Origin of the sequence: Pararhodobacter sp., assembly GCF_034676545.1 — a bacterium.
Taxonomy (GTDB): domain Bacteria; phylum Pseudomonadota; class Alphaproteobacteria; order Rhodobacterales; family Rhodobacteraceae; genus Pararhodobacter.
Genome location: NZ_JAUCBZ010000015.1, coordinates 221,100 through 243,853, shown reverse-complemented (window position 1 = coordinate 243,853; position 22,754 = coordinate 221,100). Strand labels below are relative to the sequence as shown.

Sequence of the window (22,754 nt, the reverse complement as noted above, 5' to 3'; positions counted from 1 at the left end):
GGGTTGCCGCGAAGCAACAGTCCGCGACCTCAAAGCCCCACTAAACACAACACCTTGTGGTTTCTGGGCCGCACCCCACAAAGTGCATTGCGCCATCGGCCAGTTTCCCCTTTTCCCTTTTGTCCTCCACCCCTAGGAGTCGTGACAGTTGCCAACACACATGTCGGGGGACGAGTGTGACAAATTTTGATCGCCGGACAGTGATGTCCGGGCTAGGAGCGTTGTGCCTGGGGGGCGCAACGCACCTTTCCACACCATCTGGAGCGTATGCTCAAACTGCGGCTGCGGTGCCGATGCCGCCGGTCCCGCGGATCACGGAACGGCATGATTTCGTGTCCGTGAACGCGGTTCGCACCAGCCGTGCTGCGGTTGCGCTGACCTTTGACGACGGCCCGCATCCGACGCATACGCCGATGCTGCTGGATATTCTGGCGCGCTACAACGTCAAGGCGACGTTCTATGTGATCGGCCAGAGTGTGCGTCGCTATCCGGAAATTCTGCATCGCATTGTGGCCGAGGGGCACGAGGTCGGGAACCATACCTGGACTCACCCGACCTTGAGCAGGCTCGGGAACGGCTCTGTGCTGAGTGAGATTGATCGCACGCAGGAGGTCGTCTGGCGCACCGTTGGCGCCTTGCCGGTGACGATGCGGCCGCCCTATGGTGCCATGTCCAGCCAGCAAAGCCATATGCTGAACGATCAACGCAATATCCCGACGATCATGTGGTCGGTTGACCCCGAGGACTGGCGTCGCCCGGGCTCGTCGGTGGTGGCGGATCGGATGGTGCGTGGCGCGCAGCCAGGCTCTGTGATCCTGGCGCATGACATCCACGGTCCGACGATTCGCGCGATTCCTCAGGCGATCGAGGGGATCGCCGCGCGTGGTTTAGGCTTTATGACCATGTCCGAGTTGTTGGGATTCCGGCGCTGGGGCCCTCGTGGCCTGCGCTATGTCAGCGCACCTTCGGCATCCTACCATCAAGGCTGAACGACCCAATCAGCAAACGACCAATGTGCGATCCTGTCAGGGTCGCGCTTTTTCGTTGTGACGGGTGCCGAGCGCGAAACCACGCCGATCCCAAACATTAAAGCTTCACAAACGAAAGCTAACGAAGCAAGCTGCGGGTATTCACGGCGGGTTTGGAAACGACAAGCCGAGATCGCTCGTCTTGCAGAACGCACCTGCAAGCCGCAACCAATGGGGACAATCATGATCAAGCAAAGCTTACTTGCCGCAACGGCTCTGACGATGACGGCTGCGATTCCGGCGCAGGCACAGGTGGAAATTCAATGGTGGCACGCCATGGGGGGCCGTCTGGGCGAGCTGGTCGAAGAAATCGCGACCAATTTCAATGCCAGCCAGTCCGATTATGTCGTGCGGCCCAGCTTCCGGGGTACCTATACCGAGACGATGACCGGCGCGATTGCCGCGTTCCGGGCCGGTGAACAGCCGCATATCGTGCAGGTGTTCGAGGTTGGCACCGGTACGATGATGGCCGCCGAGGGCGCGATCATTCCGATCTATCAACTGATGGCCGATCACGATGTGCCGTTTGATCCCTCTGCCTATCTGCCCGCCGTGGTCGGCTATTACACCGACCCGGATGGCAACATGCTGTCCTTCCCGTTCAACTCATCGACGCCGATCCTGTATTACAACCGCGATGTGTTCGAGGCCGCCGGGCTTGACCCCGATCACGCCCCCACCACCTGGGCCGAGATGGAAACCATGTCGCGCCAGATCGTCACCTCGGGCGCGGCGACCTGCGGCTTTACCACCCGCTGGCCAAGCTGGGTTCAGCTTGAAAACTTCCTCGCCTATCACAACCTGCCGCTGGGCACCCAGCAGAACGGGTTTGGCGGCTTTGATGCGGAATTGGTCCTGAACCAGCACGCGCCGCTGATCCGCCACTGGGAAAACCTGGCGCGTTGGCAGGATGAGGGTCTGTTCAGCTGGGCCGGCGGTGGCGCTGGCCCGGATGCGGGGCCGAAATTTTACAGCGGCGAATGCGCGATGATGATGGAAAGCTCGGCCGGTCGTGCCGGGGTTCTGTCGAACGCGGAATTCAGCGTCGGCTACGGCATGCAGCCCTATTACGAGGACGTGGACGGCGCGCCGCAAAACTCGATCATCGGCGGCGCAACCCTGTGGACGCTGTCGGGCCATGACGAGAGTGACTACGAAGGCGTGGCGCGCTTCTTCGAGTTCCTGTCGCTGCCCGAAAATCAGGCCTGGTGGCACCAGAACACCGGCTATCTGCCGATCACCCAGGCGTCGTATGATCTGACCCGCGAACAGGGCTATTACGAGGCCAATCCCGGTGCTGACATCTCGATCACGCAGATGAACCTGAACCCCCCGACCGAGAATTCCCGTGGCCTGCGGTTCGGCAACTTCGTGCAGATCCGCGATATCATCTCCGAGGAAATGGAAGGCATGATCATCGGCGACAAGACCGCGCAGGAAGCGGCTGACGCGATTGTCGAGCGCGGCAACCGTCTGTTGCGCGATTTCGAAGACGCGATGCAGTGATCTGACTTGCTTTCCCGCCCGGTTCTGTGCCGGGCGGGCTTTCTCGGAAATAGGCCCCGCATGCAAACCAAGCGCATGACCTTCAGCAGCCGTTGGCTGCCCTATGCATTGCTTGCGCCGCAAGTGATCATCACGCTGATCTTCTTTGTCTGGCCCGCCAGTCAGGCGCTGTGGCAATCCATGCTGCGCCAAGACCCGTTCGGGATGCGCACCACCTTCATCTGGTTTCGCAATTTCGCGCGCCTTTTCGACGATCCGCATTACCTTGCGTCGATGAAAACCACGCTGATCTTTTCCGTCAGCACCACCGTTCTGGCGATGTCGCTGGCGCTGTTGTTCGCGACGATGGTCAACCGCATGATCCGCTCGCGCGATACCTATACCACCTTTCTGGTCTGGCCCTATGCCGTGGCTCCGGCGATTGCCGGTGTGCTGTGGTGGTTCATCTTCAACCCTTCGGTCGGCATCCTGCCCTATATCCTGTCGGGGTTCGGCTATGACTGGAACCACCGGCTGCAATCGGGGGATGCGATGATTTTGGTCGTCGTCGCTGCCGCCTGGAAACAGATCAGCTACAACTTCCTGTTTTTCCTTGCGGGCCTGCAATCCATCCCGCAATCCCTGATCGAGGCCGCCGCCATCGACGGTGCCAGCCGCCGCAAACGTTTCTGGACCATCGTGTTCCCGCTGCTGTCACCGACCACGTTTTTCCTGATGGTGGTCAATATCGTCTACGCCATGTTCGACACGTTCGGCGTGATCCACGCCACGACCGAGGGCGGGCCAGCACAGGCCACCAATATCCTTGTGTACAAGGTGTTCCGCGACGGGTTTGTCGGCAACAACCTTGGCTCAAGCGCCGCGCAATCGGTGATCCTGATGGCAATTGTCATCGTGCTGACCGTGGTGCAATTTCGCTGGATCGAACGCCGGGTGAATTACTGATGGGGCCGTGTCATGGTTGAAAACGACCGCTGGGGCACGATCCTTGCCCATATCGTCCTGATCCTGGGCGTCGCCATTGTGGTGTTCCCGGTCTATGTGGCGATCATCGCCTCGACGCATGAAGCGGGCACCTTTCTGCGTGGGGTCATGCCGCTGCTGCCCGGCGCGCATGGATGGGAGAATTACCGCACTGTCATCTTCGAGGGCCGCTCGAACGCCGGTGCGCCGCCGATCGGCTTGATGCTGTGGAACAGTTTTGTCATGGCCATGATGATTGCCGTGGGCAAGATCGCCATTTCGCTGCTGTCGGCCTTTGCCATTGTCTATTTCCGCTTTCCGTTCCGCATCTTCTTTTTCTGGATCATCTTTGTCACGCTGATGCTGCCGGTCGAGGTGCGCATCGTGCCGACCTTTCAGGTGGTCGCCAATCTCGGCATGCTGAACACCTACGCGGGCCTGTCGATCCCGTTGATCGCCAGCGCCACCGCGACCTTCCTGTTCCGGCAATTCTTCATGACCATCCCCGAGGAAATGTTGGAGGCCGCGCGCGTCGATGGTGCCGGGCCGATGAAGTTCTTCAAGGATATTCTGCTGCCCCTCAGCGTCACCAACATCGCCGCGATGTTCGTGATCATGTTCATTTATGGCTGGAACCAGTATCTCTGGCCGCTGCTCATCACCACCGATGACAGCTATTACACCATCGTCATGGGTATTCAGCGCATGGTCACGGGGGCCGATAGCGAACCCCTGTGGCATCTGGTGATGGCCACCGTGGTGCTGGCCGCCCTGCCGCCGATCCTTGTGATCCTGTTCATGCAACGGCTCTTTGTGAAGGGCCTGACCGAGACGGAGAAATAACCCATGGCCCGCATCGTGATCGACGACCTGCACAAGGTCTACCCGGGCGGCGTCAAGGCGGTGACGGGTGTCAGCCTTGAGATTGCCGATGGCGAGATGATCGTGCTGGTTGGCCCCTCGGGCTGCGGCAAATCCACGTTGTTGCGTATGGTTGCCGGGTTGGAAACCATCACCAGCGGCACGTTGACGATTGGCGACCGGGTGGTGAACGGGCTGGAACCGGCCGAGCGTGACATCGCCATGGTGTTCCAGAACTACGCGCTTTATCCGCATATGACGGTGTTCGGAAACCTCGCCTATGGGCTGAAGAACCGCAAGGTCAGCAAGGCAGACATCGACCGCCGGGTGCGCCAGGCCGCCGAGATGCTGGAAATCACCGACTATCTGGACCGCAAACCCCGCGCCTTGTCCGGGGGGCAGCGTCAGCGCGTGGCAATGGGGCGCGCCTTGGTGCGCGAACCCGCCGGGTTCCTGTTCGATGAGCCGCTATCCAACCTTGATGCCAAGCTGCGCGTGCAGATGCGCGTCGAAATCCGCCAGTTGCAGCGGCGGCTGAAAACAACCTCGCTCTATGTGACCCACGACCAGCTAGAGGCGCTGACGATGGCTGACCGCCTCGTGGTGTTGAATGGTGGCAAGATCGAGCAGATCGGCACACCGATGGAGGTTTACGCCAGACCCGCCACGGTCTTTGTCGCTGGCTTCATTGGCTCACCGGCGATGAATATGATCGCCGCCGCAACCCTGCGTGATCACGGGGCGATGCCGGGCGAAATGCCGACCGGCACTGACCTTGTCGGCGTGCGGCCCGATGATTTGCAGCTTACCGCGCCAGACGGCCCGCATTTGCGCCTGAACGGGACGGTGGCCCTGCTGGAACCCGCCGGCGCCGAAAGCCACATTTATGTCACGCTGGACGGCGGCAGACAGCCGATCACGCTGCGGGTTCCGGGCCTGCCCAACGTCTCCGAAGGGGCGGCGGTTACCCTGTATGCGGCGCTGGAGGCCCTGCATCCGTTCAACAGCGCCAGTGGCAAGCGCGTGGGTTGAGGTAAATCAAGCCGCCGCCCTGCGCCAGCTGCTAACCTGCGACGAGTCAACAACATGAGTCCCGCCATGCCTTCTGCCCGTATCGCCATTCTCACCGTTTCCGACCGTGCTCACGCGGGCACCTATGCCGACACCGGCGGGCCGGGGGCCGAGGATTGGCTGCGCGCCACGATCACCTCCGAGATCGAGGTGCAGCGCCGAATCATCCCCGATGGTCATGACAATGTCGCGGATGCGCTGGTGCAGTTGATCGACGACTGGGGCGCCGATCTGGTCCTCGTGACCGGCGGCACCGGCCCTTCGCCAAGCGATAAAACCCCCGAGGGCGTCGCGGATGTCGCGGATTTCGACATGCCCGGCTTTGGCGAGGAAATGCGCCGCGCCTCCTTGCTCGAAGTGCCGACCGCGATCCTGTCGCGCCAGGGGGCCAGCGTGCGCGGCAAGGCGCTGATCATCACGCTGCCGGGCAAACCCTCGGCCATTGCGACCTGCCTGAACGCGGTGTTTGCGGCGGTGCCCTATGCCTTGGATCTGATCGGTGCCGCGCGCATTGAAACCGACCCGGCACGGATCAAGGCGTTTCGCCCGAAAGCCAAGTGACCGCCCTATTGCGTCAAATGCCGCAAGCCCTGTGTCACATCGGTGCGAACCGCCAGCCGCAGCCCCGGTTCGTCGCCCGCGTGCAGGGCGGCCAGAATCAACCGGTGATGCGGCGGCGGGGTGTTGCGGCGCAGGCGGGAATAGAGCGCGCTCATCGTCGGCCCCAGTTGCAGCCACAGGGTTTCCACCATCGCCAGCATCGCCGGTGACTGGGCGCGCAGATAGAGCGTGCGGTGAAACTCCAGATTGGTGCGCACATAGGTGACGGCATCGGCGCGGAGCACGGCATCGGTGGTGGCGGCATTGATTGCCTCCATGCGGTCGATCAGCGCCAAATGCGCGCGCGGCAGGGCGCGACTGGCCAGTTCCGGCTCCAGCAGGGCCCGGATCGAGGCCAGTTCCTCGATGCGTTCGGTGGAGAGTTCGGGCGTCGATACGCGCCCCGAGGCCGACATGGTCAGCGCCCCCTCGGCCACCAGACGCTGCACGGCTTCTCGCGCCGGCGTCATGCTGACACCGAAATCCCGTCCGATGCCGCGCAGGGTCAGGGCCTGACCCGGTGCCATCTCGCCATGCATGACCCGGGCGCGCAGGGTGCGGTACACCCGGTCATGCGCTGACAGGGTCGAGGGGTCGAGGGGCAGGGCGCGTGGCGGTCGATGCATGTGCCAGCGTGATCACAGAGCCCGGCAGTCGTCAAGATTGGCCCTTATTCGTCCGTGAACCGATAGCGATGCAGACTGGCCCCATGCGCCTTGAGCCAGCGCCGCGCTTCAGGGTGCGTGGGGTAGAGTCGCGCCACCTCGGCCCAGAAGGCGGCCGAATGATTCATCTGCACCAGATGCGCGACCTCATGCGCGGCAACATAATCCAGAATATGCGCCGGGGCCATGATCAGCCGCCAGCTGAACATCAGATCGCCCGAGGGCGTACACGACCCCCAGCGCGAGCGCGTATCGCGCAGCGTCAGCTTGCCGGGCGTGCGGCCAAGGGCGCGGGCGTGGGTGGCAACGCGCTCGGCCAGCCGGTCACGAGCGCGCAGCTTCAGATAGGCCAGCGTCGCGGCCACCGGGCGGCTCTGTGGGGCCAAGAGCCGGGTGCCCTCTAGCCGCGCGGTCTTGACGGCGGCGGGTGTCAGGGTGGTCATCTGCCCCTCGATCGGGATCAGCGCGCCGGGCTGCACCGACAGCGGCCCCTCCAGCCCCGCCAGCGCGTCGCGCAGCCAATCGGAGCGGTCTGACAAAAACGCCATCGCGCTGCGCCGCGTTGCCCGCATTGGTAGCGTCAGCGTCACGGTGGCATCGAGCCGCGACACTTTCAGCGACAGACGTTTGGCGCGACTGGAGCGCCGCCATTGCACCGCCAGCGGCGGGTTTCCGGGCAGATGGATCACGTCTGGTTCGTCAGTCATTTTGGTCCCTCCGGACCGCGTGGCGGCCGCCCGGCCACACAAACACTGTGACAAAGGCTTTGACAACCCGTTCTACATATGGCAACGCGCGGCAATCCAATGATGAGAAAGGGATCTGTATGCCCAAGGAAGAATGGGGTGTGAAACGTATTTGCCCGACAACCGGGAAACGTTTCTATGACCTGGGTAAATCTCCGGTGATCAGCCCTTATACCGGCGACATCGTTCCAATCGACGTTCCCGGTCGCAAAGGCGGCGCGCCAACGCCCAGCGCCGTGGCCAAAGCCAAGCCGAAGGTCAAGAAGGACCTCGAGGCCGATGACGTCCTGTTGGATGATGACGATGATGTCGTGGTCGATGATGATGTCGATCTGCTCGAAGACGACGACGATGATGACACCGTCTCGCTCGATGAACTGGGCGATGTCGCGGATGACGACGACGATAGCTGATACGCGGCTTGTGTTGCGATCAGACCTTGTGAAAGCGGGCGCCAATGGTGCCCGCTTTTCGCATTTGCGCGGTCGGCTTGTGGTGAAATTCGACTTGATCAAAGAAGTGCCGACGGACAAAGTTTTCGCTTGATCTCGCCAGCGCGAAACCCTAAACCGCAGGCGCAGCCCGAAGGGGATGCACCTCGGTGGGGCCATAGCTCAGTTGGGAGAGCGCTTGAATGGCATTCAAGAGGTCGTCGGTTCGATCCCGATTGGCTCCACCAAAAATATCTAGCCTTTCCATGGGCTTCACGGCGAATCTGGCGGCGCGCCAGGTGGTCGACAAAGTCCCACCATTGGCATCAATCACCACCGAGTTGTCCCCAGTTGGAAAACCGCGGGAAATCGAATTTCGGGGCTGGATCGCCCTCACGCAGCGCACAAAGCTCTCGTGTTGATCTGGCGCGACGCGCAAGCCCCAGCCAAATCTGAACTGCAGATCTGCCTGACGGGAATCCGTGAGTGATCGCGTGGTGATACCTGCCCATAGTTTTCCAACATCGTTTCCATAAGCGGTTCGCCGTCAATCAGCCGACGCTGTGCCCGATTCCGACACTCGAAAGGGTGCTTTCTTTCCGCATTTCGGCTTGCTACGGTTTCGTCACCGCAAGCCGAAAGCAGGATCATGGCGAAACAGCACCAGAACCACCGCGAAGATGTGATCGGCCGCGCCAATGTCGAGGATACGCCCGAATTGCTGGCGTATTACAAGGAGCTGGACAGACTCGACACCGGCGCGCTGTGGACCGTTGCCAACAAGATCGAGCCGTGGGAACCCGCCAGCGCCTCGACGCCGATGTTGTGGCGGTTTCGCGACCTGCGCGCGCATGTGCTGCGGTCCGTCGATCTGGTAACGCCGGAAAAAGCCGGGCGGCGGGTGATTTATCTGAACAATCCGGGCCGCACGGATGTGTCGGCGGCGGTGGGTTGGATCTATGCGGGCCTGCAAGTCATGCATCCCGGTGAGCAAGCCAGCGCGCACCGTCACTCGGCCAGCGCGATCCGCTTCATCATGGAGGGGACGGGCGCCTATACCGTGGTCGATGGCCATAAAATGACGCTGGGCCACAATGATTTCGTCCTCACGCCGAACGGCACATGGCACGAGCATGCCGTGGCGGCGGAGGGCACGCCCTGCATCTGGCAAGACGGGCTGGATATCCCCTTTGTCAATGCGATGGAGGCGAATTTCTATGAGGTTCATCCAGACCTCAGCCAAGCCGTCGCCTATCCGGTTGATGACATGACCAAAACCTGGGGCAATCCGGGCCTGACGCCGGGGGGCGGCACTTGGACCAAGGGCTATAGCCCGATGTTCAAATACGAATGGGAGCCGACCTATGAGGCGCTGAACAAACTGGCGTCTTGCAGCGATGGCTCGCCCTTTGACGGCATCTTGATGGACTATGTGAACCCGGTGACGAACGGGCCGGTGATGCGCACCTTGGGCGCGTCGATGCAATTGTTGCGCCCGGGCGAAAAGACCAAGGCCCATCGGCACACCGGCAGCTACCTGTATCATTGCGCCAAGGGCAGCGGTGTTTCGATCATCAACGGCCAGCGGTTCGAATGGTCCGAGCATGACATTTTCTGCGTCCCGTCATGGGCTTGGCACGAACACCAGAACGCCTCGATGACCGAGGATGCGTGTTTGTTCTGCCTGAATGATCTGCCGGTGATGCGGGCCATGGGACTGTATCGTGAGCAGGAATTTGGCGAAAACGGCGGCCAGCAGCCGGTAATTTGAAGGAAATCGCATGAAACTTGTCACCTATCGTCACGGCATCGAGGCCGCAGCCCGACTTGGTGTCTGGCAGGATGATCTGGTCATCGACGTGGCCGATCTGGCCGAAGCGCATGGCGAAATGCTGCCCAGCACGATGTTGGGCTTGATCGACCTTGGTCGCCCGGGCCTGACGGTCTTGCGCGAAATGCTGGCCGAGGTGGGCGAGACGCCGCCCGCTGGCACTGCAACCGCGTTTGCCAATGTCACCCTGCTGGCCCCGATCCCGCGCCCGCGCAAGAATATCTTTGGCATCGGCCTGAATTATACCGCGCATGTCATGGAAAGCGCCAAGTCGCTGGATACCAACGACGCGCTGCCCAAGGAGCCGGTGGTATTCTCGAAGCCACCGACCGCCGTGATTGGCCCCGACCAGCCGATCCTGCACGATTCCAGCATGACCCAGCAACTGGATTGGGAGGTGGAGCTGGCTGCGATCATTGGCACCCGCGCAACCCGTGTGAGCCGTGCCGAGGCGCTGCGCCATGTGTTCGGGTATTCGGTGATGATCGACGTTTCCGCCCGCGACAATCGCCGCGCGGGGCAGTGGATTTTCTCCAAGGGCATGGACAGTTACGCACCCTTCGGCCCTTGTATCGTGACCGCCGATGATATCCCCGATCCGCAGGTGCTGGATCTGTGGTTGACGGTGAATGGCGTGGAAAAGCAACGCTCGAACACCGCAAAGATGTTGTTCAAGGTTGATGAGTTGATCGCCGACCTCAGCAAAGGCATCACGTTGGAGCCGGGTGATATCATCGCCACCGGCACGCCCGAAGGGGTTGGCGCGGGCCGCGATCCGCAGGAGTGGATGTGGCCCGGCGATGTGGTCGAGGCTTGCGTCGAGGGCATCGGCTCACTCCGCCACCCGGTTGTGAACAGCACGCCCAAGGCGGCGCGCTGATGCAGTTCGACTTTGCCGCGCTGGACACGGCAACCGGCTATAAACTGCTGACCGCAACCGTCACGCCCCGGCCCATCGCCTGGGTGACGACCAGCAGCGTTGAGGGGGTGGTGAACGCCGCCCCGTTCAGCTTTTTCAACGTCGTGGGATCGGCTCCGCCAACGGTGGTGCTGGGCCTGCAGGGGGATCCGGTGAAGGGCTTCAAGGACACCGCGCGCAACATCATGGCGACGGGCGAGTTTGTGGTGAACCTGGTGCCGGAATCGCTGGCCGAGGCGATGAATATCACCGCCATTGACGCCCCGACGGGGATCAATGAACTGGACATCGCAGGGCTGGAACCAGCGCCCTCGATCAAGGTCACGCCGCCCCGCATCGCCCGCAGCCCCGTTGCGCTGGAATGTACCATGCATTCCAGCATCGTCACCGGGCCGCATCAAACGCTGGTAGTCGGGCGCGTGGTGTCGATGTTCATCGACGACGCTTATGTGATCGACGCTGCGCGTGGACATGTGGACAACACCGCGCTGGCATTGGTCGCGCGCTCGTTTGGCAGTGAGTATATCCGCACGCGGGACCGGTTCGCGATGGATCGCCCGACCTGGGCGGGCTGGCACAATCAGACCCCGCCCAAGGCATAGCCCGCGGGGCCGCTTTTCTACCCGCACCGGGCACCCGCACCGGATCGCATGGTGCGTTCTCAGTCGCCCAGCGCGATGCCTTCGCGGCGTGGGTCTGCCCCGCCGGTCAACGCATCGCCAATCGCGATGGCATGTAGCCCAGAGTTCAAATCCCGCGCGTTAACCTCAAAACCCATCGCGGTCAGACCCTCGGCCAAAGCCTCGGCGCTGGTGCCTTCCTCGATATCATAGGTGCCAAAGCGATTGACCAGATGCGGCATCGACACGGCTTGTTGCACATCCATACCCCACGTCAGATGCGCAATGATCGCCTGCGCAACGTAACCGATGATCTGGCTACCGCCCGGCGAGCCGATCACCAGAACGGGTGCGCCATCGCGCAAGACAATCGTCGGCGCCATCGAGGACCGTGGTCGTTTGCCCGGCTCAACGCGGTTGGCAATCGGATAGCCGCCTGAATGCGTGCGGAACGAGAAATCGGTCATCTCGTTGTTCAGCAGGTAGCCGCCGGGTGTCATCAGGCGCGAGCCAAAGCCGTTCTCGATGGTGGTGGTCATCGACAGGGCGTTGCCGTAGCCGTCGACAATCGAGATGTGGCTGGTCGAGGGGAGTTCAATCGCCATGTCGTCGGCCTGCAAGAAGGCGTGCTCCCAGACGGGTTCACCGGGGGCAACCTCTGGCAGGGTGTCGTCGCCGGACAACAGCGCGGCGCGGTCCGCCAGATAGGCGGGGTCCATCAGGCCCGAGATTGGCACCGGCACGAAATCACTGTCGGCGATGTATCGACCCCGGTCGGCAAACGCGAGGCGAGAGGCATCACCGATGATGCGCCACGCTTCCGGACTGTCAGGGCCAAGCCCCGCCAGATCATAGCCACTGACCATGGCCAATATCTGCCCGACCGTCATCGCCCCGGACGAAGGCGGGCCCATGCCGCAGACCTCATGCGCGCTGTAGGTCACGCACACCGGCGCGCGCTCGATCACGCGGTAGTCGGCAAGGTCCCGCAGGCTCAACAGGCCGGGGTTCCCGTCGGCATGGCGCACGGTCGCGACGATGCCCTCGGCGATTGGTCCGGCGTAAAGCGCCGCGGCACCCTGCGCCGCCATCGCCCGCAAGGTTTCGGCATAGGCCGGGTTCAGCAGCGTTTCCCCTTGCGCAATCGGCGTGCCATCGGGCAAGAAATACGCGGCGGTGGCGGGAAATCGACCAAGCCGCTCGGCATCTGCGGCGACCGAGTGCGCCAAGCGCGGCGAGACGGTAAAGCCCGTTTCCGCGTGGTTGATTGCGGCAGTGAACAGGCTGCTCCAATTCACGCGACCCCAGCGGCGGTGCGCATCCTCCATCAAGGCCGGGGTGCCGGGTGCGCCGACCGACAAGCCGCCGACAACCGCGTCGAAAAAGCCCAGTGGCTCGCCGTTCGCATCTTGAAACAGCCGTGGTGTGGCGTCTCGTGGCGCGGTTTCGCGTCCGTCCAAGGTGGTCAGGTCCTGGGTTTCGGCATCATACCAGACCAGAAACGCGCCGCCGCCCAGACCCGAGGATTGCGGCTCAACCAGACCCAGAACCGCTTGCGCTGCGATCATTGCATCGGCGGCGCTGCCCCCGTCGGCCAATATGGCAGCGCCCGCTTCAACGGCCAAAGGGTTCGCGGCGGCGATCATCCATGTGCTTGCGGCAACCGGCACCCCGGCATCCCGCGCCGCCTGTGCGGCCCGGGCTGCGGGTGACAGCGCGATCATGGCGCCTGTTGTCGCGGCCTCAGGGGCGACGGAATCCGCGGCCTCTTGCGCGAATGCCGTCAACGGCGCGAGGATTGCCGCGGTCAGTGCCAGATATGCCATGCGCATGCGAAATGTCCTTTGGCTGGGAATTCCCCTGAGAATGACGGATCATGCAGGGAAAGCAATGTTTTGCGACTCAACCGCCGATTTGCTGCGTGAGTTCGACGCTGGCTTGACGCAACGCGGCTTCGATTCGCGCGGCCAAGACATCGTCAAACCGCGAGGCGACGGCCGCGACCGCGATCACCCCGATGACTTTGCCCGACCAGCCAAAAAAGGGCACGGCGGTGCCGACCACGTCATCCTCATAGGTGTTGAAGACCCGGCTGATGCCGGTGATGCGGATCGTCGCCAACACCTCGGCCAGCTCTGCCCAGGACCTCGGTGTGCCGTCGGTGAAGGCCTCAAGCGTCTCAGGCAGGTTCAAGTCGGCGCGCGCCTCTGGCGTCAGAAAGGCCAGCATGGCCAGCCCGGAGGCGGTCGCATGAAAGGGCAGCGGCAGCGACGGGTCGACGAAAACCCGCGTGGCACGGTTGGGTTCGGCGGCGCTGACGGTCACCAGATCGCGGTGCGTCAAAAGGCTGGCATGGGCCGTTTCACCCACGTCCAACGCGATCCGTTCCAGGATCGGTTGCAAGAGCGCCTGCACCGGATAGGATTTCTCACGGATGCGGGACAGATGCAGCGGCGCAATTCCGATTCGGTATTTTTTCGTCTCGGGGTGCTGCTCGACAAGGCCATTGCGCTCAAGCGCGGTCAGGCAACGCAGGGTCGTGGTCTTGTCATTCCCAGAGGCCCGGGCGAGAGCGCTAAGTCCATATTCCGGCGTCTGAATCGAGAAAAAACGCAGCAGCCCCAGCGCGCGGTCAACGCTGTTCATCGTGGTTCGATTTGGCGCGTTCAAAGTCATACATCTGCCATTAATCAATTCGTTGTTGACACATAGGCATTCAATCAGCAGCATGATTGAACCTACGGTAACAATAATGAACCGATTGCCGAATGCAACAGGGAGTCTTGCACCAATGAAATTCATCGCAAAAACTGCGCTCACCACAGGCGTTGTGCTGGCAAGTCTGGCCGCACCGACCGCGCTTCTGGCGGAATATCCCGAACGCCCGGTTTCCTTTGTCGTGCCGTGGCCGCCCGGCGATCTGGAAGACGTGATCACGCGCTTCATCGCCGAAGATTTTCAGGCCGAATACGGCGTGCCCACGGGGGTTATCAATCGGCCCGGCGGTGGTGGTGGCCCGTTCCCCGGTGCAATCGAGGTCGCGAACGCGCCGGCTGACGGCTACACGATTGGTTCGTTCATCATTGCCGTGCCGGTTGTCGGCCCGCAGATCGGCATTCCCGAGCTGAACCCGGACCCCTTCGTCCCACTCGGCAACTTCCTGACCTATCCATTCGTGATCGCCGCCGGGGCCGATGCGCCGTATGACGACATGGCAGGTCTTGCCGCCTATGCACAGGACCATGATGTCGTGCTGGGTCATTTCGGCGCGCCGCTGGTGCCGACGCAGGTGACATTGGCCGCCGCCGCGGCGATGGGCTTTTCCTATGCTTCGGATGCGGCGTTTGATGCGCTGGACTGCAACACGCTGGCCTCGGGCGATGTGGATGTGATCAACACCACGCTGCAACTGATCCTGCCGTGCCTCGATGATATCAAGGTTCTGGCGTCAATTGGTGGCGAGCGTATCAGCCTGACGCCGGATACTCCGACGGTCAGCGAGTTGGTGCCAGAGCTGGATATCGCGCTGTGGAACGGCCTGTTTGTGCATCGCGATACGCCGCAAGAGGCGCGCGATCGCATCATCGCCGTGGCGCAGCGCACCATCGCGTCCGAGCGTGTGCAGCAATTGGCGGCTGAGACCGGCGCGCTGGTCTATTGGCAGAGCGCTGATGACGCGGCGGCGCAGATCACGCGGGACATCGCGACGCTGGGTGCCATCGAACAAATGCTCGGGCAATAACCGAAACGCGGCCCGCCTTGATTGGCGGGCCGTTTGCACATTTGCTGACAAAGAGTTGCCCGCATGACGCGCCTGAAATCCTTGCAGGAACTGTTCAAACGCTACCGGCGCCCCGGAGACCTGGTCTTCGCGCTGCTGTTTTTCCTGTTCTCGGTGTTCCTCGTGTCGCAAATCGGAACCCAGTCTCCGTGGCGCGGCACGCAGCAAATCTTTTCGCAACCCGCCTTCTGGCCAACGGTATCCTTGGCGTTGATGGCGCTGTTTGCCGGGCTGCATCTGCTGTCCTCGCTGCTTTCGCCGCGCATTCCGGGGCGCTGGGCCGAGGTCTGGCAATGGGTGCGCGCACTGGAATACGCAGGCTGGTTCCTGGTCTATGTCTGGGTCGTGCCAATTCTTGGCTACTTGCCGACCACCATCCTCGCGGCGGTGTTGCTGGCCTTGCGGGTCGGGTATCGCAAGCCCGGTCAGCTTCTGTCCCTGGCGCTTTTGGCCGTGGTGATCGTGGTCGCGTTCCGGGGCTTTTTGCAGGTCAGAATCCCGGCTGGCGCCGTCTATGACTATCTGCCCGACAGCATGCGCATCTTCTGGCTGACCTATCTGTAAAGGGATCCCCCTGTGAGCGACCTCGTTTCCGGCATTCACTTGCTGTTCGACTGGCAGGTGCTGATCGCGCTGCTGATTGGCTCTGTCGGTGGCGTCATCATCGGCGCGATCCCCGGCGTCGGTGCGGCGGTGGCGATTGCGATCCTGCTGCCCGCGACATTTTCCCTGCCGCCGCTGGTCGGTCTGACCATGCTGCTGGGGATCTATGGCTCGTCAATGTACGGCGGCGCGATCCCGGCGATCCTGATCAACACGCCCGGCACCGCTGTCAACGCGCTGACCACCTATGACGGCTACCCGATGACCAAGAACGGCGAGGGGCGCCGCGCGATTGCGCTGGCCTATTCGGCGTCGTTTGCGGGCGGGGTGTTCTCGCTGATCGCGCTGATCCTGCTGTCACCGCTGCTGGCCAAGGTCGCGCCGATGTTTGGCTCGCGTGAGATTTTTCTGGCGGCGCTGCTGGGCATCATTCTGGTGGTTTTGGCGCATCGCGGGCAGGTGTTTGCGGCTGGAATGTTGGCCGCGTTCGGCATTTTCCTGAACACCGTGGGCCTTGAGCCGGTCCGCTATTCGCGACGCTTTACCTTTGACCAGTCGTGGCTGTCGTCGGGGGTTGATCTGATCGTTGTCGTACTGGGCCTGTTTGCGCTCAGTCAGGCGTTCCTGCTGCTGGTCGAGAAGGACACGACCTCGAAACTGGACCGCATTGACGGCTCGATCTTCTCGGGCCTCAAGGAATTGTGGCTTTATAAACGCGTGGCCACCGTCGCCGCCAGCTTTGGTGTGCTGATGGGCATGATCCCCGGCGTCGGCGAATTTACCGCGCAATTCCTCAGCTACACCTACGCGCAGAAAACCTCGAAAACGCCGGAGTTGTTCGGCCATGGCAGCCCTGAGGGCTTGATCGCCTCGGAAGCCGCCAACAACGCCGTGCCCGCCGCCGCGATGATCCCGTTGCTGGCGCTGGGCATCCCCGGCGAGGCGCTGACGGCGATGATGCTGAGCGTGTTCTACGTCCACAACGTGATCCCCGGCCCGCAATTGTTCCAGGGGCAGATGGATTTCGTCATGGCGCTTTATGTTGCGCTTTTGTTGCTGAACGTGATGGTCATGGTGTTCCTGCTGGTCTCCACCAACCTTGTGACCAAGATCATTCAGGTGCCCTCGCGCATGGTCGGCGTGATGATCCTGCTGCTGGGGTTTGTCGGCGTCTATTCGCTGCGCAACTCGCTGACCGATTGCATCATGGCCGCCGGGTTCGGGGTGTTCGGGGTGATCCTCAAACGCCTCAACCTGCCCTTGGTGCCGATCATTCTGGGCATGGTTCTGGGTGGTATCATGGAGGTCAAGCTGCGCTCGGCGATGCCACGGGTCAATTCACCGCTGGACATGATCGAGCGTCCGATTGGCATGATCCTCTTTGCTGTCATCCTGATTGTCATCGGGCTGCATATCCGCACCCTGATCCTTGAGCGCCGCAATCCGCCGCAGGATGTCGATAGCGATATCCACCTGACCCAGGGCGGCGAATAGCCAGCCCCAAAAAGACAGACAGCGCCACAGAGAGGCCCTCATGGACAAGACGATTCTGGTCATTGGCACCTACGACACCAAAGACGAAGAACTGCACTACCTGTGCGATCGGATACGCGCGCAGGGCGGGCGGGTTGTGTCGATGGATGTCAGCGTGCTGGGCGACCCGTCACAGCCCACCGATATCTCCAAGCATGCGGTGACGGCGGCGGTTGGCAAGACCATTCAGGACGCGATTGATGCGGGCGATGAAAACGGCGCGATGCAGATCATGGCGTTGGGTGCCGCCAAGCTGACCGCGCAATTGTATGCGGATGGCAAGATCGACGCCATGGTCGGGCTGGGCGGCACGATGGGCACCGATCTGGTGCTCGATTGCGCGCAGGCCTTGCCGCTGGGGGTGCCGAAATTCGTGGTGTCCACCGTGTCCTTCTCGCCGATCATTCCGGCGGATCGCCTTTCGCCCGATATCCAGATGATCCTCTGGGCGGGGGGGCTTTATGGCCTGAACTCGGTGTGCAAATCGTCGCTGTCGCAGGCGGCAGGCGCGGTGTTGGGGGCAGCGCGGGCGGTTGAGGCCCCGGTCCGCAACCGCCCGGTGATCGGCATGACCAGCCTTGGGTCGTCGTGTCTGCGCTACATGAAACTGCTCACGGACCCGTTGGAGGCGCGGGGGTTCGAGGTTGCCGTGTTCCACGCCACCGGCATGGGCGGCATGGCGTTCGAGGCTTTGGCGCGGCAGGGGTATTTCGCCGCCGTTCTGGATCTGTCACTGCAGGAAATGGCGAACCTGATGGTCGGGTCCGTGGTGCACGGTGGGGCGGACCGGATGACCAACGCAGGGGCTGCGGGCATCCCGCAGATCATCGCGCCCGGTTGCGCCGATCTGATTGATTTCGCCGGCTGGCAAGAGATCCCCGCCGCCTATGCCGACCGCCCCTATCACACGCATAACCGTCTGATCAAATCATCGGTCTCAACTGGCGATGAACGCCGCGCGTTGATCCGCGAGGTCGCCACGCGCATGGCCGAGGCCCAAGGCCCGGTGCATTTCCTCATGCCGCTGCTAGGCATCGAAGAATGGGACCGCGCGGGCGGCCCGGCGCATGACCCCGACGCGCTGGCGGCGATGATCGACGAGGTGCGCACCTCGGTGACCGTGCCGATGACCGAGGTCGACGCGCATATCAACGATCAGGCGTTTGCCGATGCGGTGCTTGCGGTGCTGGATGGTTGGATTGCACAGGGGGTGGTGAGGGTTTGACGCCCCCGCCATAGCGGGTCAAAGCAACGCTCTGATCTTCGCCAGCGTCGCCGCATTCACCACCACACCGCGTTTCATGGCGCGGTTGCGCTGGGCTGCGCGTCCGTCGCCGGGAACGCGCACGCCGGGTTGATCGTGTATCTCGGCGACCAGCGCCTGAATGCGCTCGGCAAAGAAGGATGACGAGGTCGCCTCGGGGTCAATGGCGATAAAGAACTGCCCGGTTTTGGGCGGCCCGCCCGCCGTGCCGGAAAACGGGCTGGCATCGACGCCAAGCGTCGCGCCGGTCATCGCGGCGGCCATGATCTCGACCAGCAGCGCCACACCGACGCCCTTGTAACCGCCCGAGGGGGCCATCGAGCCTTTGAGTGCAATCGCCGGGTCGGTGGTGGGTTGACCGTCGGGGCCAAGCCCCCACCCTTCGGGGATCGGCAGGCCTTCGCGGGCGTGTTTCATGATCTCGCTTTTGGCGATGACACTGGCGGATTGGTCAATCAGCACCGCAACGCCGCCGTTGCCATCGGGCGCGGCGATGGAAAACGGGTTGGTGCCGACGACCGGACGACGCCCGCCGACCGGCGCGATCGAGGCAGGGGCGTTGGTGAAGCCCATCCCCAGCAAGCCATTCAGCGCCAGTTGCCGCGTATGAAAGCCCAACACGCCGCAGTTGTACGAATTGCGCACGGCCAGCGCGGCAATGCCCTGTTCGCGCGCCAGCGGCATCAACTCGGCAAAACCCGCGGCAATGGCCGGATGGGCGAATCCGGTGCCGGCATCGGCGCAAATCACGCCGGGGCGCGGGCGGGTCAGCACGGGCACGGCGCGGCCATCAACTTTGCCGCAGGTCACATGCTCGCAATAGACCGGGATATACGCAAGGCCGTGGCTGGCAATGCCTTCGGCCTCGGTCGCGGCGGTGGCAATGGCCAGAGGACGCGCGCTGTCGGGGCTGGTCCCCGCCGCAATCAGCGCGTCATAGGCCAGCGTTTCGATCTCGGCCAGCGTCAGGGTTTCGGTCTGTGGTGCCGTCATCGGCCACTCCTTGATGTCAATCGTTGTCGGACAGGCCCGCACCCGCTCCGGCCTGACGGCTGGCTTCGGTTGCGGGGGCGTAAGTGCGATGCGCAAAGGCGGTGAGGCGGGCGATGGTTTCGGGTGAAACCTCTGCGCGCTCTGCGTGGGCAAACAGGTGCCCGGCAGGTGACGCGATCTTGGTGCAGGTCACAACGGGGGTGACAGCGGCCAAAAGTGCGGCGCGTGCTCCGGTCAGGTGAACAGCCGTTGCGGTGGCGTCAATCTGCACGCCATCCCACTCCAGCCGCACGGTGCACGCCAAGCGGCGCGCGGCGGCTTGGGCGAAGGGGATCAGGAACAGCGGAAACCGCGTGTGGGCAAGGGTAAACGGCGTGCTGGCCAATCCGGACGCCATGTCAGACAGGCACGCCCCCGCCGTGATGGGGCACAGGGCGTCGCCGCCCGCCAACCAAACGCCGTCGGTGTTGCGGGGTGCGATCTGCGCATAGTCCGCGCCATCATGTGCGGCCAGCAGATCGGCCAGCGGCGCGGCGGCGTCGATCCCCAATTCCAGCAGGGCACGGGTGGCCTTGCCGGTTTCCTCGGCCAGCCCCCAGCACATCCCGGCCCCGCGCGCGGCCTTTCGCGCAAGGGCTTCGATTTCATTCATCGACCAACTCATCGCGCGCCCTCCGGCAAGGCTGGATAGGTCCAGTCATCGGCGTCGCCGTTTGCCAATTCCTGCGGAAACGGCGCGCCTTTGAACATATTGATCCGCAGCCAGCGGTCTGACCTTGGGTCGAAATGCACCGCGCCAAAGAACGCAAGCTTTGCGCGCAGCAGATCAATCGGCAGCATGTCGGCGCTGATCGTATTGTCGCGGATTTCGGCATAGGGGTGGCGCGCGGCGACCTGCACGCGGCGCAGGATATGGCGGTGTTCGGGGTGACGCCGCAGAAAAGCGGCAATCGGACCGTCGGGCATGGCGCTCAGATCGGCCATCATCCGCGCGGCGTCACGACCGGGGCAGAGCGGTTGCTCATAGGGCTCGATCGGTTCCGCCGAACGTTCACCCAGCCGGGGTTCCAGCTTTTCCTCCGAGGTGTACCAGACCCGCGCTTGCGCCGTGGGTGCGGTCCAATCGGTGGCCAAGGCCCAGCCAAAGATGTCCTTGGTCAGCGCCTGCGCCTGTGCCACGGTCATCGCGCCATCAATCGCGAAGGCTTGCGCCTCATCCGCGCGCGTGGTGTCGGCCAAGTCATCCACCAGATCGCCATACGGCTCCAACATCAGCGACAAAAGCTGCTCCTGTCCCTCCTCCGACAACGCGCCCTCGGCCCAGAGCCACAGCGCATTCCACGGCTGAGGCCCGGAAACGGGGCGCTCTGTCAGATGCTTGGCCAGCGCCGCCAGATCGCCCTGCAAGGTGGCGATCTTGGCGATCTGCGCGTGGTGGGCGGATCGCCATGTCGCCGCGTTGATCCGGGCGCGGGCCAGAAGCTCTGTGAACCGCGCGACAGCTTCGGGTGTTGCCGAGCGAAGGCTCCGCACCCGCGCCAAGGCCGTTTCGCGCGCCGCAAGCCAGTTGTTCAGCAGCACCGGATGGTTCATCAGGAATGGTGCCATGCCCAGCCCGGTTGAATTGCCGATGCCAAAACTGCGCCGCAACGCCGGGTTCAGGGTGGTTGCCGTTGCTGGTGATTTCAGCGCGGCCATGTGTTCGACAAGGTCCATCACAAAGGCGCGGGTCAGGAACACCGACAGCATCTCGATCTGAAAGGGCGCGCGAAATTCCGGGCGCTCGCAGGTGCATTCACGATCCGCCGCGCCCAATTTGCCCGAGCCATAAACCGCCGTCGTGCGCATCAGATACCCGACGCTTTGCACCAGATCGCGGTCGGGTTGCCTGGCCTGAGGCGAGGCGCTCGACAACATGGTCCCACAGCCGCACCGAGCGATTGGCGCGCGACACCGACAACTCATGTTCGGTGACGCGCCCTGCCTCTTGCTTGGGGATATTGCCGCGCAGACGCTCGATGTCGGCGGCGTTGGGGATGCCGTCAAACAGCGTGAAGGTCGCGTCCCACTCCGTGGCGATCACCCGGTCCGAGCGTTTCTCGGGCGGCAGGTCATTCGCAAAGGCGATCAAGGAATAGCTGCGCTGTGGCCCGTGTGCCGTGTAAACCGCGTGCCCCACGCCGCGCGCGTCGATCTGGAATGCGGGTCGATCAAAGCGCCAAGCCTCGCGTTTGAGCCGCCGCAACAGCACCCGCATGAACGACAGCCGACCCTGATGGATCGACCCCAACCGCGAGAGCCGCATCACCACGTTGGGGTCACGCAGAGGGATCAGGGCGTCGGCGGTGTCCATGGCGCTCTCCTTCAGGTGGGGGTGAAGTTTTCGGCGTAAAAGCGGTGCCAATTGTCGCCCATCAGCCCGGCGACTTCGTCGGCATCAAAGCCGATTTCACGCAGCCCGGTTTCCAGAGTGCCGAAATCGCGGTTGTCGCGGAACCAGTCGGGCATTGGCGGAAAGCCCGGCGCGCTGGCCGATCCTTCGCCATAGTCGATTTCTTTGGTCCAGCGGCCCACGCGCATCCATTCGACGACGCTGTCGGGCTGATCCTGACACAGGTCGCTGCCGATGCCGAAATGCTGCGCGCCGAATTGCTCGGCGGCACGGGCGACCATTTCGCAAAAACTGTGCAAGGTGCAGGCGGATTTATCGCGCAGATGATGCGGATACAGTGAAAACCCCATCATCCCGCCATTCTGCACCACCGCCCGCACCACCGCGTCGCGCTTGTTGCGCAGGGCGGGTTGCCAGGAATGCAGGTTCGCGTGGGTGATGGTGATCGGACGCTGCGAAATATCCGCCGCCTCGATGGTCGAGCGGTCGGCCGAATGGCTCATGTCGATGACCATGCCGACGCGGTTCATTTCCTTGATCACCTGACGACCCATACGGGTGATGCCGGGGTCCTCGGCCTCATAACACCCGGTCGCCAGCAGGGACTGGTTGTTATAGCTGAGCTGCATGAACCGTGCGCCCAGCTTGTGCAGCACCTGCACCAGGCCGATATCATCCTCGATCGGGCTGGGGTTCTGAAAGCCGAAGAACACCGCCGTGCGCCCGGTGTCGTGGGCCTTTTGCACGTCGCTGGCCCATTCGCCGTGGCAAATCAGGTCCGGGAATTGCTCGAACCAGCGGTTCCATTGCGCGAAGTTCAGTACGGTTTCGCGGAAATTCTCGTGATAGGCGATGGTCACGTGCACCGCATCGACTCCACCTTCGCGCAACTGGCGAAAGATCTTTTCGGACCACTTGGCGTATTGCAGGTTATCAATGCGAAACAT

Annotated in this window: 21 protein-coding genes, 1 tRNA gene and 1 pseudogene; 15 read left to right on the top strand and 8 right to left on the bottom strand. The window is 62.8% G+C overall.

The features are described 5' to 3' along the window. The first annotated feature begins 293 nt into the window (after positions 1-293). The 6 genes from VDQ28_RS04490 (at position 294) to mog (ending at position 5,990) form a co-directional block, all read left to right on the top strand. A complete protein-coding gene (locus tag VDQ28_RS04490) occupies positions 294-989 on the top strand; it encodes a polysaccharide deacetylase family protein (RefSeq protein ID WP_323034798.1) in 696 nt (231 codons plus the stop codon). 222 nt (positions 990-1,211) lie between these two features. Then, positions 1,212-2,534 carry a sn-glycerol-3-phosphate ABC transporter substrate-binding protein UgpB gene (gene ugpB / locus VDQ28_RS04485; RefSeq protein WP_323034797.1) on the top strand — a complete coding sequence of 441 codons (1,323 nt, stop codon included), beginning with the start codon at positions 1,212-1,214 and terminating at the stop codon, positions 2,532-2,534. Between the two features lie 60 nt (positions 2,535-2,594). Next, positions 2,595-3,479 carry a sn-glycerol-3-phosphate ABC transporter permease UgpA gene (gene ugpA, locus VDQ28_RS04480; protein WP_323034796.1) on the top strand — a complete coding sequence of 295 codons (885 nt, stop codon included), beginning with the start codon at positions 2,595-2,597 and terminating at the stop codon, positions 3,477-3,479. A 12-nt stretch (positions 3,480-3,491) separates the two neighbouring features. Continuing rightward, positions 3,492-4,340 (top strand): sn-glycerol-3-phosphate ABC transporter permease UgpE, encoded by an 849-nt coding sequence (gene ugpE, locus VDQ28_RS04475; RefSeq protein ID WP_323034795.1) that lies wholly within the window; start codon positions 3,492-3,494, stop codon positions 4,338-4,340. A 3-nt stretch (positions 4,341-4,343) separates the two neighbouring features. Further along, positions 4,344-5,390: a sn-glycerol-3-phosphate ABC transporter ATP-binding protein UgpC gene (ugpC, locus tag VDQ28_RS04470; RefSeq protein ID WP_323034794.1), complete on the top strand. Its 1,047-nt coding sequence runs from the start codon at positions 4,344-4,346 to the stop codon at positions 5,388-5,390. Positions 5,391-5,456: 66 nt separating this feature from the next. Next, entirely contained in the window at positions 5,457-5,990 is a 534-nt protein-coding gene (mog, locus tag VDQ28_RS04465) for a molybdopterin adenylyltransferase (protein WP_323034793.1), read from the top strand. 5 nt (positions 5,991-5,995) lie between these two features. On the opposite strand, the gene VDQ28_RS04460 is transcribed toward mog, so the two are convergent. Beyond that, the gene (locus tag VDQ28_RS04460; RefSeq protein WP_323034792.1) at positions 5,996-6,655 is read right to left on the bottom strand and encodes a GntR family transcriptional regulator; all 660 of its coding nucleotides are present in this window, start codon (positions 6,653-6,655) and stop codon (positions 5,996-5,998) included. Positions 6,656-6,699: 44 nt separating this feature from the next. Further along, on the bottom strand, positions 6,700-7,401 hold the full coding sequence (locus tag VDQ28_RS04455) for a SprT family zinc-dependent metalloprotease (protein ID WP_323034791.1): 702 nt from the start codon (positions 7,399-7,401) through the stop codon (positions 6,700-6,702). 119 nt (positions 7,402-7,520) lie between these two features. Between VDQ28_RS04455 and VDQ28_RS04450 the strand changes: the two genes are divergently transcribed. The 5 genes from VDQ28_RS04450 to VDQ28_RS04430 all read left to right on the top strand — a co-directional run bounded on the left by VDQ28_RS04450 (position 7,521) and on the right by VDQ28_RS04430 (position 11,223). Beyond that, positions 7,521-7,853, top strand: coding sequence for an FYDLN acid domain-containing protein (locus VDQ28_RS04450; RefSeq protein ID WP_323034790.1), 333 nt, complete (start codon positions 7,521-7,523; stop codon positions 7,851-7,853). 190 nt (positions 7,854-8,043) lie between these two features. Continuing rightward, positions 8,044-8,119: transfer RNA gene (locus VDQ28_RS04445), tRNA-Ala, on the top strand. 401 nt (positions 8,120-8,520) lie between these two features. Beyond that, on the top strand, positions 8,521-9,642 hold the full coding sequence (locus VDQ28_RS04440) for a cupin domain-containing protein (protein WP_323034789.1): 1,122 nt from the start codon (positions 8,521-8,523) through the stop codon (positions 9,640-9,642). A 10-nt stretch (positions 9,643-9,652) separates the two neighbouring features. Then, positions 9,653-10,582: a fumarylacetoacetate hydrolase family protein gene (locus VDQ28_RS04435; protein WP_323034788.1), complete on the top strand. Its 930-nt coding sequence runs from the start codon at positions 9,653-9,655 to the stop codon at positions 10,580-10,582. Then, positions 10,582-11,223 (top strand): flavin reductase family protein, encoded by a 642-nt coding sequence (locus VDQ28_RS04430; RefSeq protein WP_323034787.1) that lies wholly within the window; start codon positions 10,582-10,584, stop codon positions 11,221-11,223. Before VDQ28_RS04435 ends, VDQ28_RS04430 begins: the two co-directional genes overlap by 1 nt. 59 nt (positions 11,224-11,282) lie before the next feature. Here the strand turns inward: VDQ28_RS04430 and ggt are convergent, their stop codons facing one another. Together ggt and VDQ28_RS04420 are read right to left on the bottom strand one after the other, a co-directional pair. Beyond that, positions 11,283-13,067, bottom strand: a complete 1,785-nt coding sequence (gene ggt, locus VDQ28_RS04425; RefSeq protein WP_323038065.1) for a gamma-glutamyltransferase — start codon at positions 13,065-13,067, stop codon at positions 11,283-11,285. 76 nt (positions 13,068-13,143) lie between these two features. After that, positions 13,144-13,887, bottom strand: coding sequence for an IclR family transcriptional regulator (locus tag VDQ28_RS04420; protein WP_323034786.1), 744 nt, complete (start codon positions 13,885-13,887; stop codon positions 13,144-13,146). A 145-nt stretch (positions 13,888-14,032) separates the two neighbouring features. On the opposite strand from VDQ28_RS04420, the gene VDQ28_RS04415 reads away from it, so the two are divergent. The 4 genes from VDQ28_RS04415 (at position 14,033) to VDQ28_RS04400 (ending at position 18,383) form a co-directional block, all read left to right on the top strand. After that, positions 14,033-14,983 (top strand): tripartite tricarboxylate transporter substrate-binding protein, encoded by a 951-nt coding sequence (locus VDQ28_RS04415; RefSeq protein WP_416349352.1) that lies wholly within the window; start codon positions 14,033-14,035, stop codon positions 14,981-14,983. A 63-nt stretch (positions 14,984-15,046) separates the two neighbouring features. Further along, complete coding sequence (locus tag VDQ28_RS04410; protein WP_323034785.1) at positions 15,047-15,586, top strand: tripartite tricarboxylate transporter TctB family protein; 540 nt, start codon at positions 15,047-15,049, stop codon at positions 15,584-15,586. A gap of 12 nt (positions 15,587-15,598) precedes the next feature. Further along, positions 15,599-17,119, top strand: coding sequence for a tripartite tricarboxylate transporter permease (locus VDQ28_RS04405; protein WP_323034784.1), 1,521 nt, complete (start codon positions 15,599-15,601; stop codon positions 17,117-17,119). 40 nt (positions 17,120-17,159) lie between these two features. Further along, positions 17,160-18,383, top strand: coding sequence for a Tm-1-like ATP-binding domain-containing protein (locus VDQ28_RS04400; protein WP_323034783.1), 1,224 nt, complete (start codon positions 17,160-17,162; stop codon positions 18,381-18,383). Positions 18,384-18,401: 18 nt separating this feature from the next. Here VDQ28_RS04400 and VDQ28_RS04395 read toward each other — a convergent pair whose 3' ends face one another. The 4 genes and pseudogenes from VDQ28_RS04395 to VDQ28_RS04380 all read right to left on the bottom strand — a co-directional run bounded on the left by VDQ28_RS04395 (position 18,402) and on the right by VDQ28_RS04380 (position 22,754). Then, positions 18,402-19,415, bottom strand: a complete 1,014-nt coding sequence (locus VDQ28_RS04395) for an Ldh family oxidoreductase (RefSeq protein WP_323034782.1) — start codon at positions 19,413-19,415, stop codon at positions 18,402-18,404. Between the two features lie 16 nt (positions 19,416-19,431). Further along, complete coding sequence (locus VDQ28_RS04390; protein WP_323034781.1) at positions 19,432-20,079, bottom strand: DUF3726 domain-containing protein; 648 nt, start codon at positions 20,077-20,079, stop codon at positions 19,432-19,434. Then, positions 20,076-21,768 (bottom strand): annotated as a pseudogene (locus VDQ28_RS04385) (hypothetical protein). Before VDQ28_RS04385 ends, VDQ28_RS04390 begins: the two are co-directional and overlap by 4 nt. A gap of 11 nt (positions 21,769-21,779) precedes the next feature. After that, on the bottom strand, positions 21,780-22,754 hold the full coding sequence (locus VDQ28_RS04380) for a membrane dipeptidase (protein ID WP_323034780.1): 975 nt from the start codon (positions 22,752-22,754) through the stop codon (positions 21,780-21,782).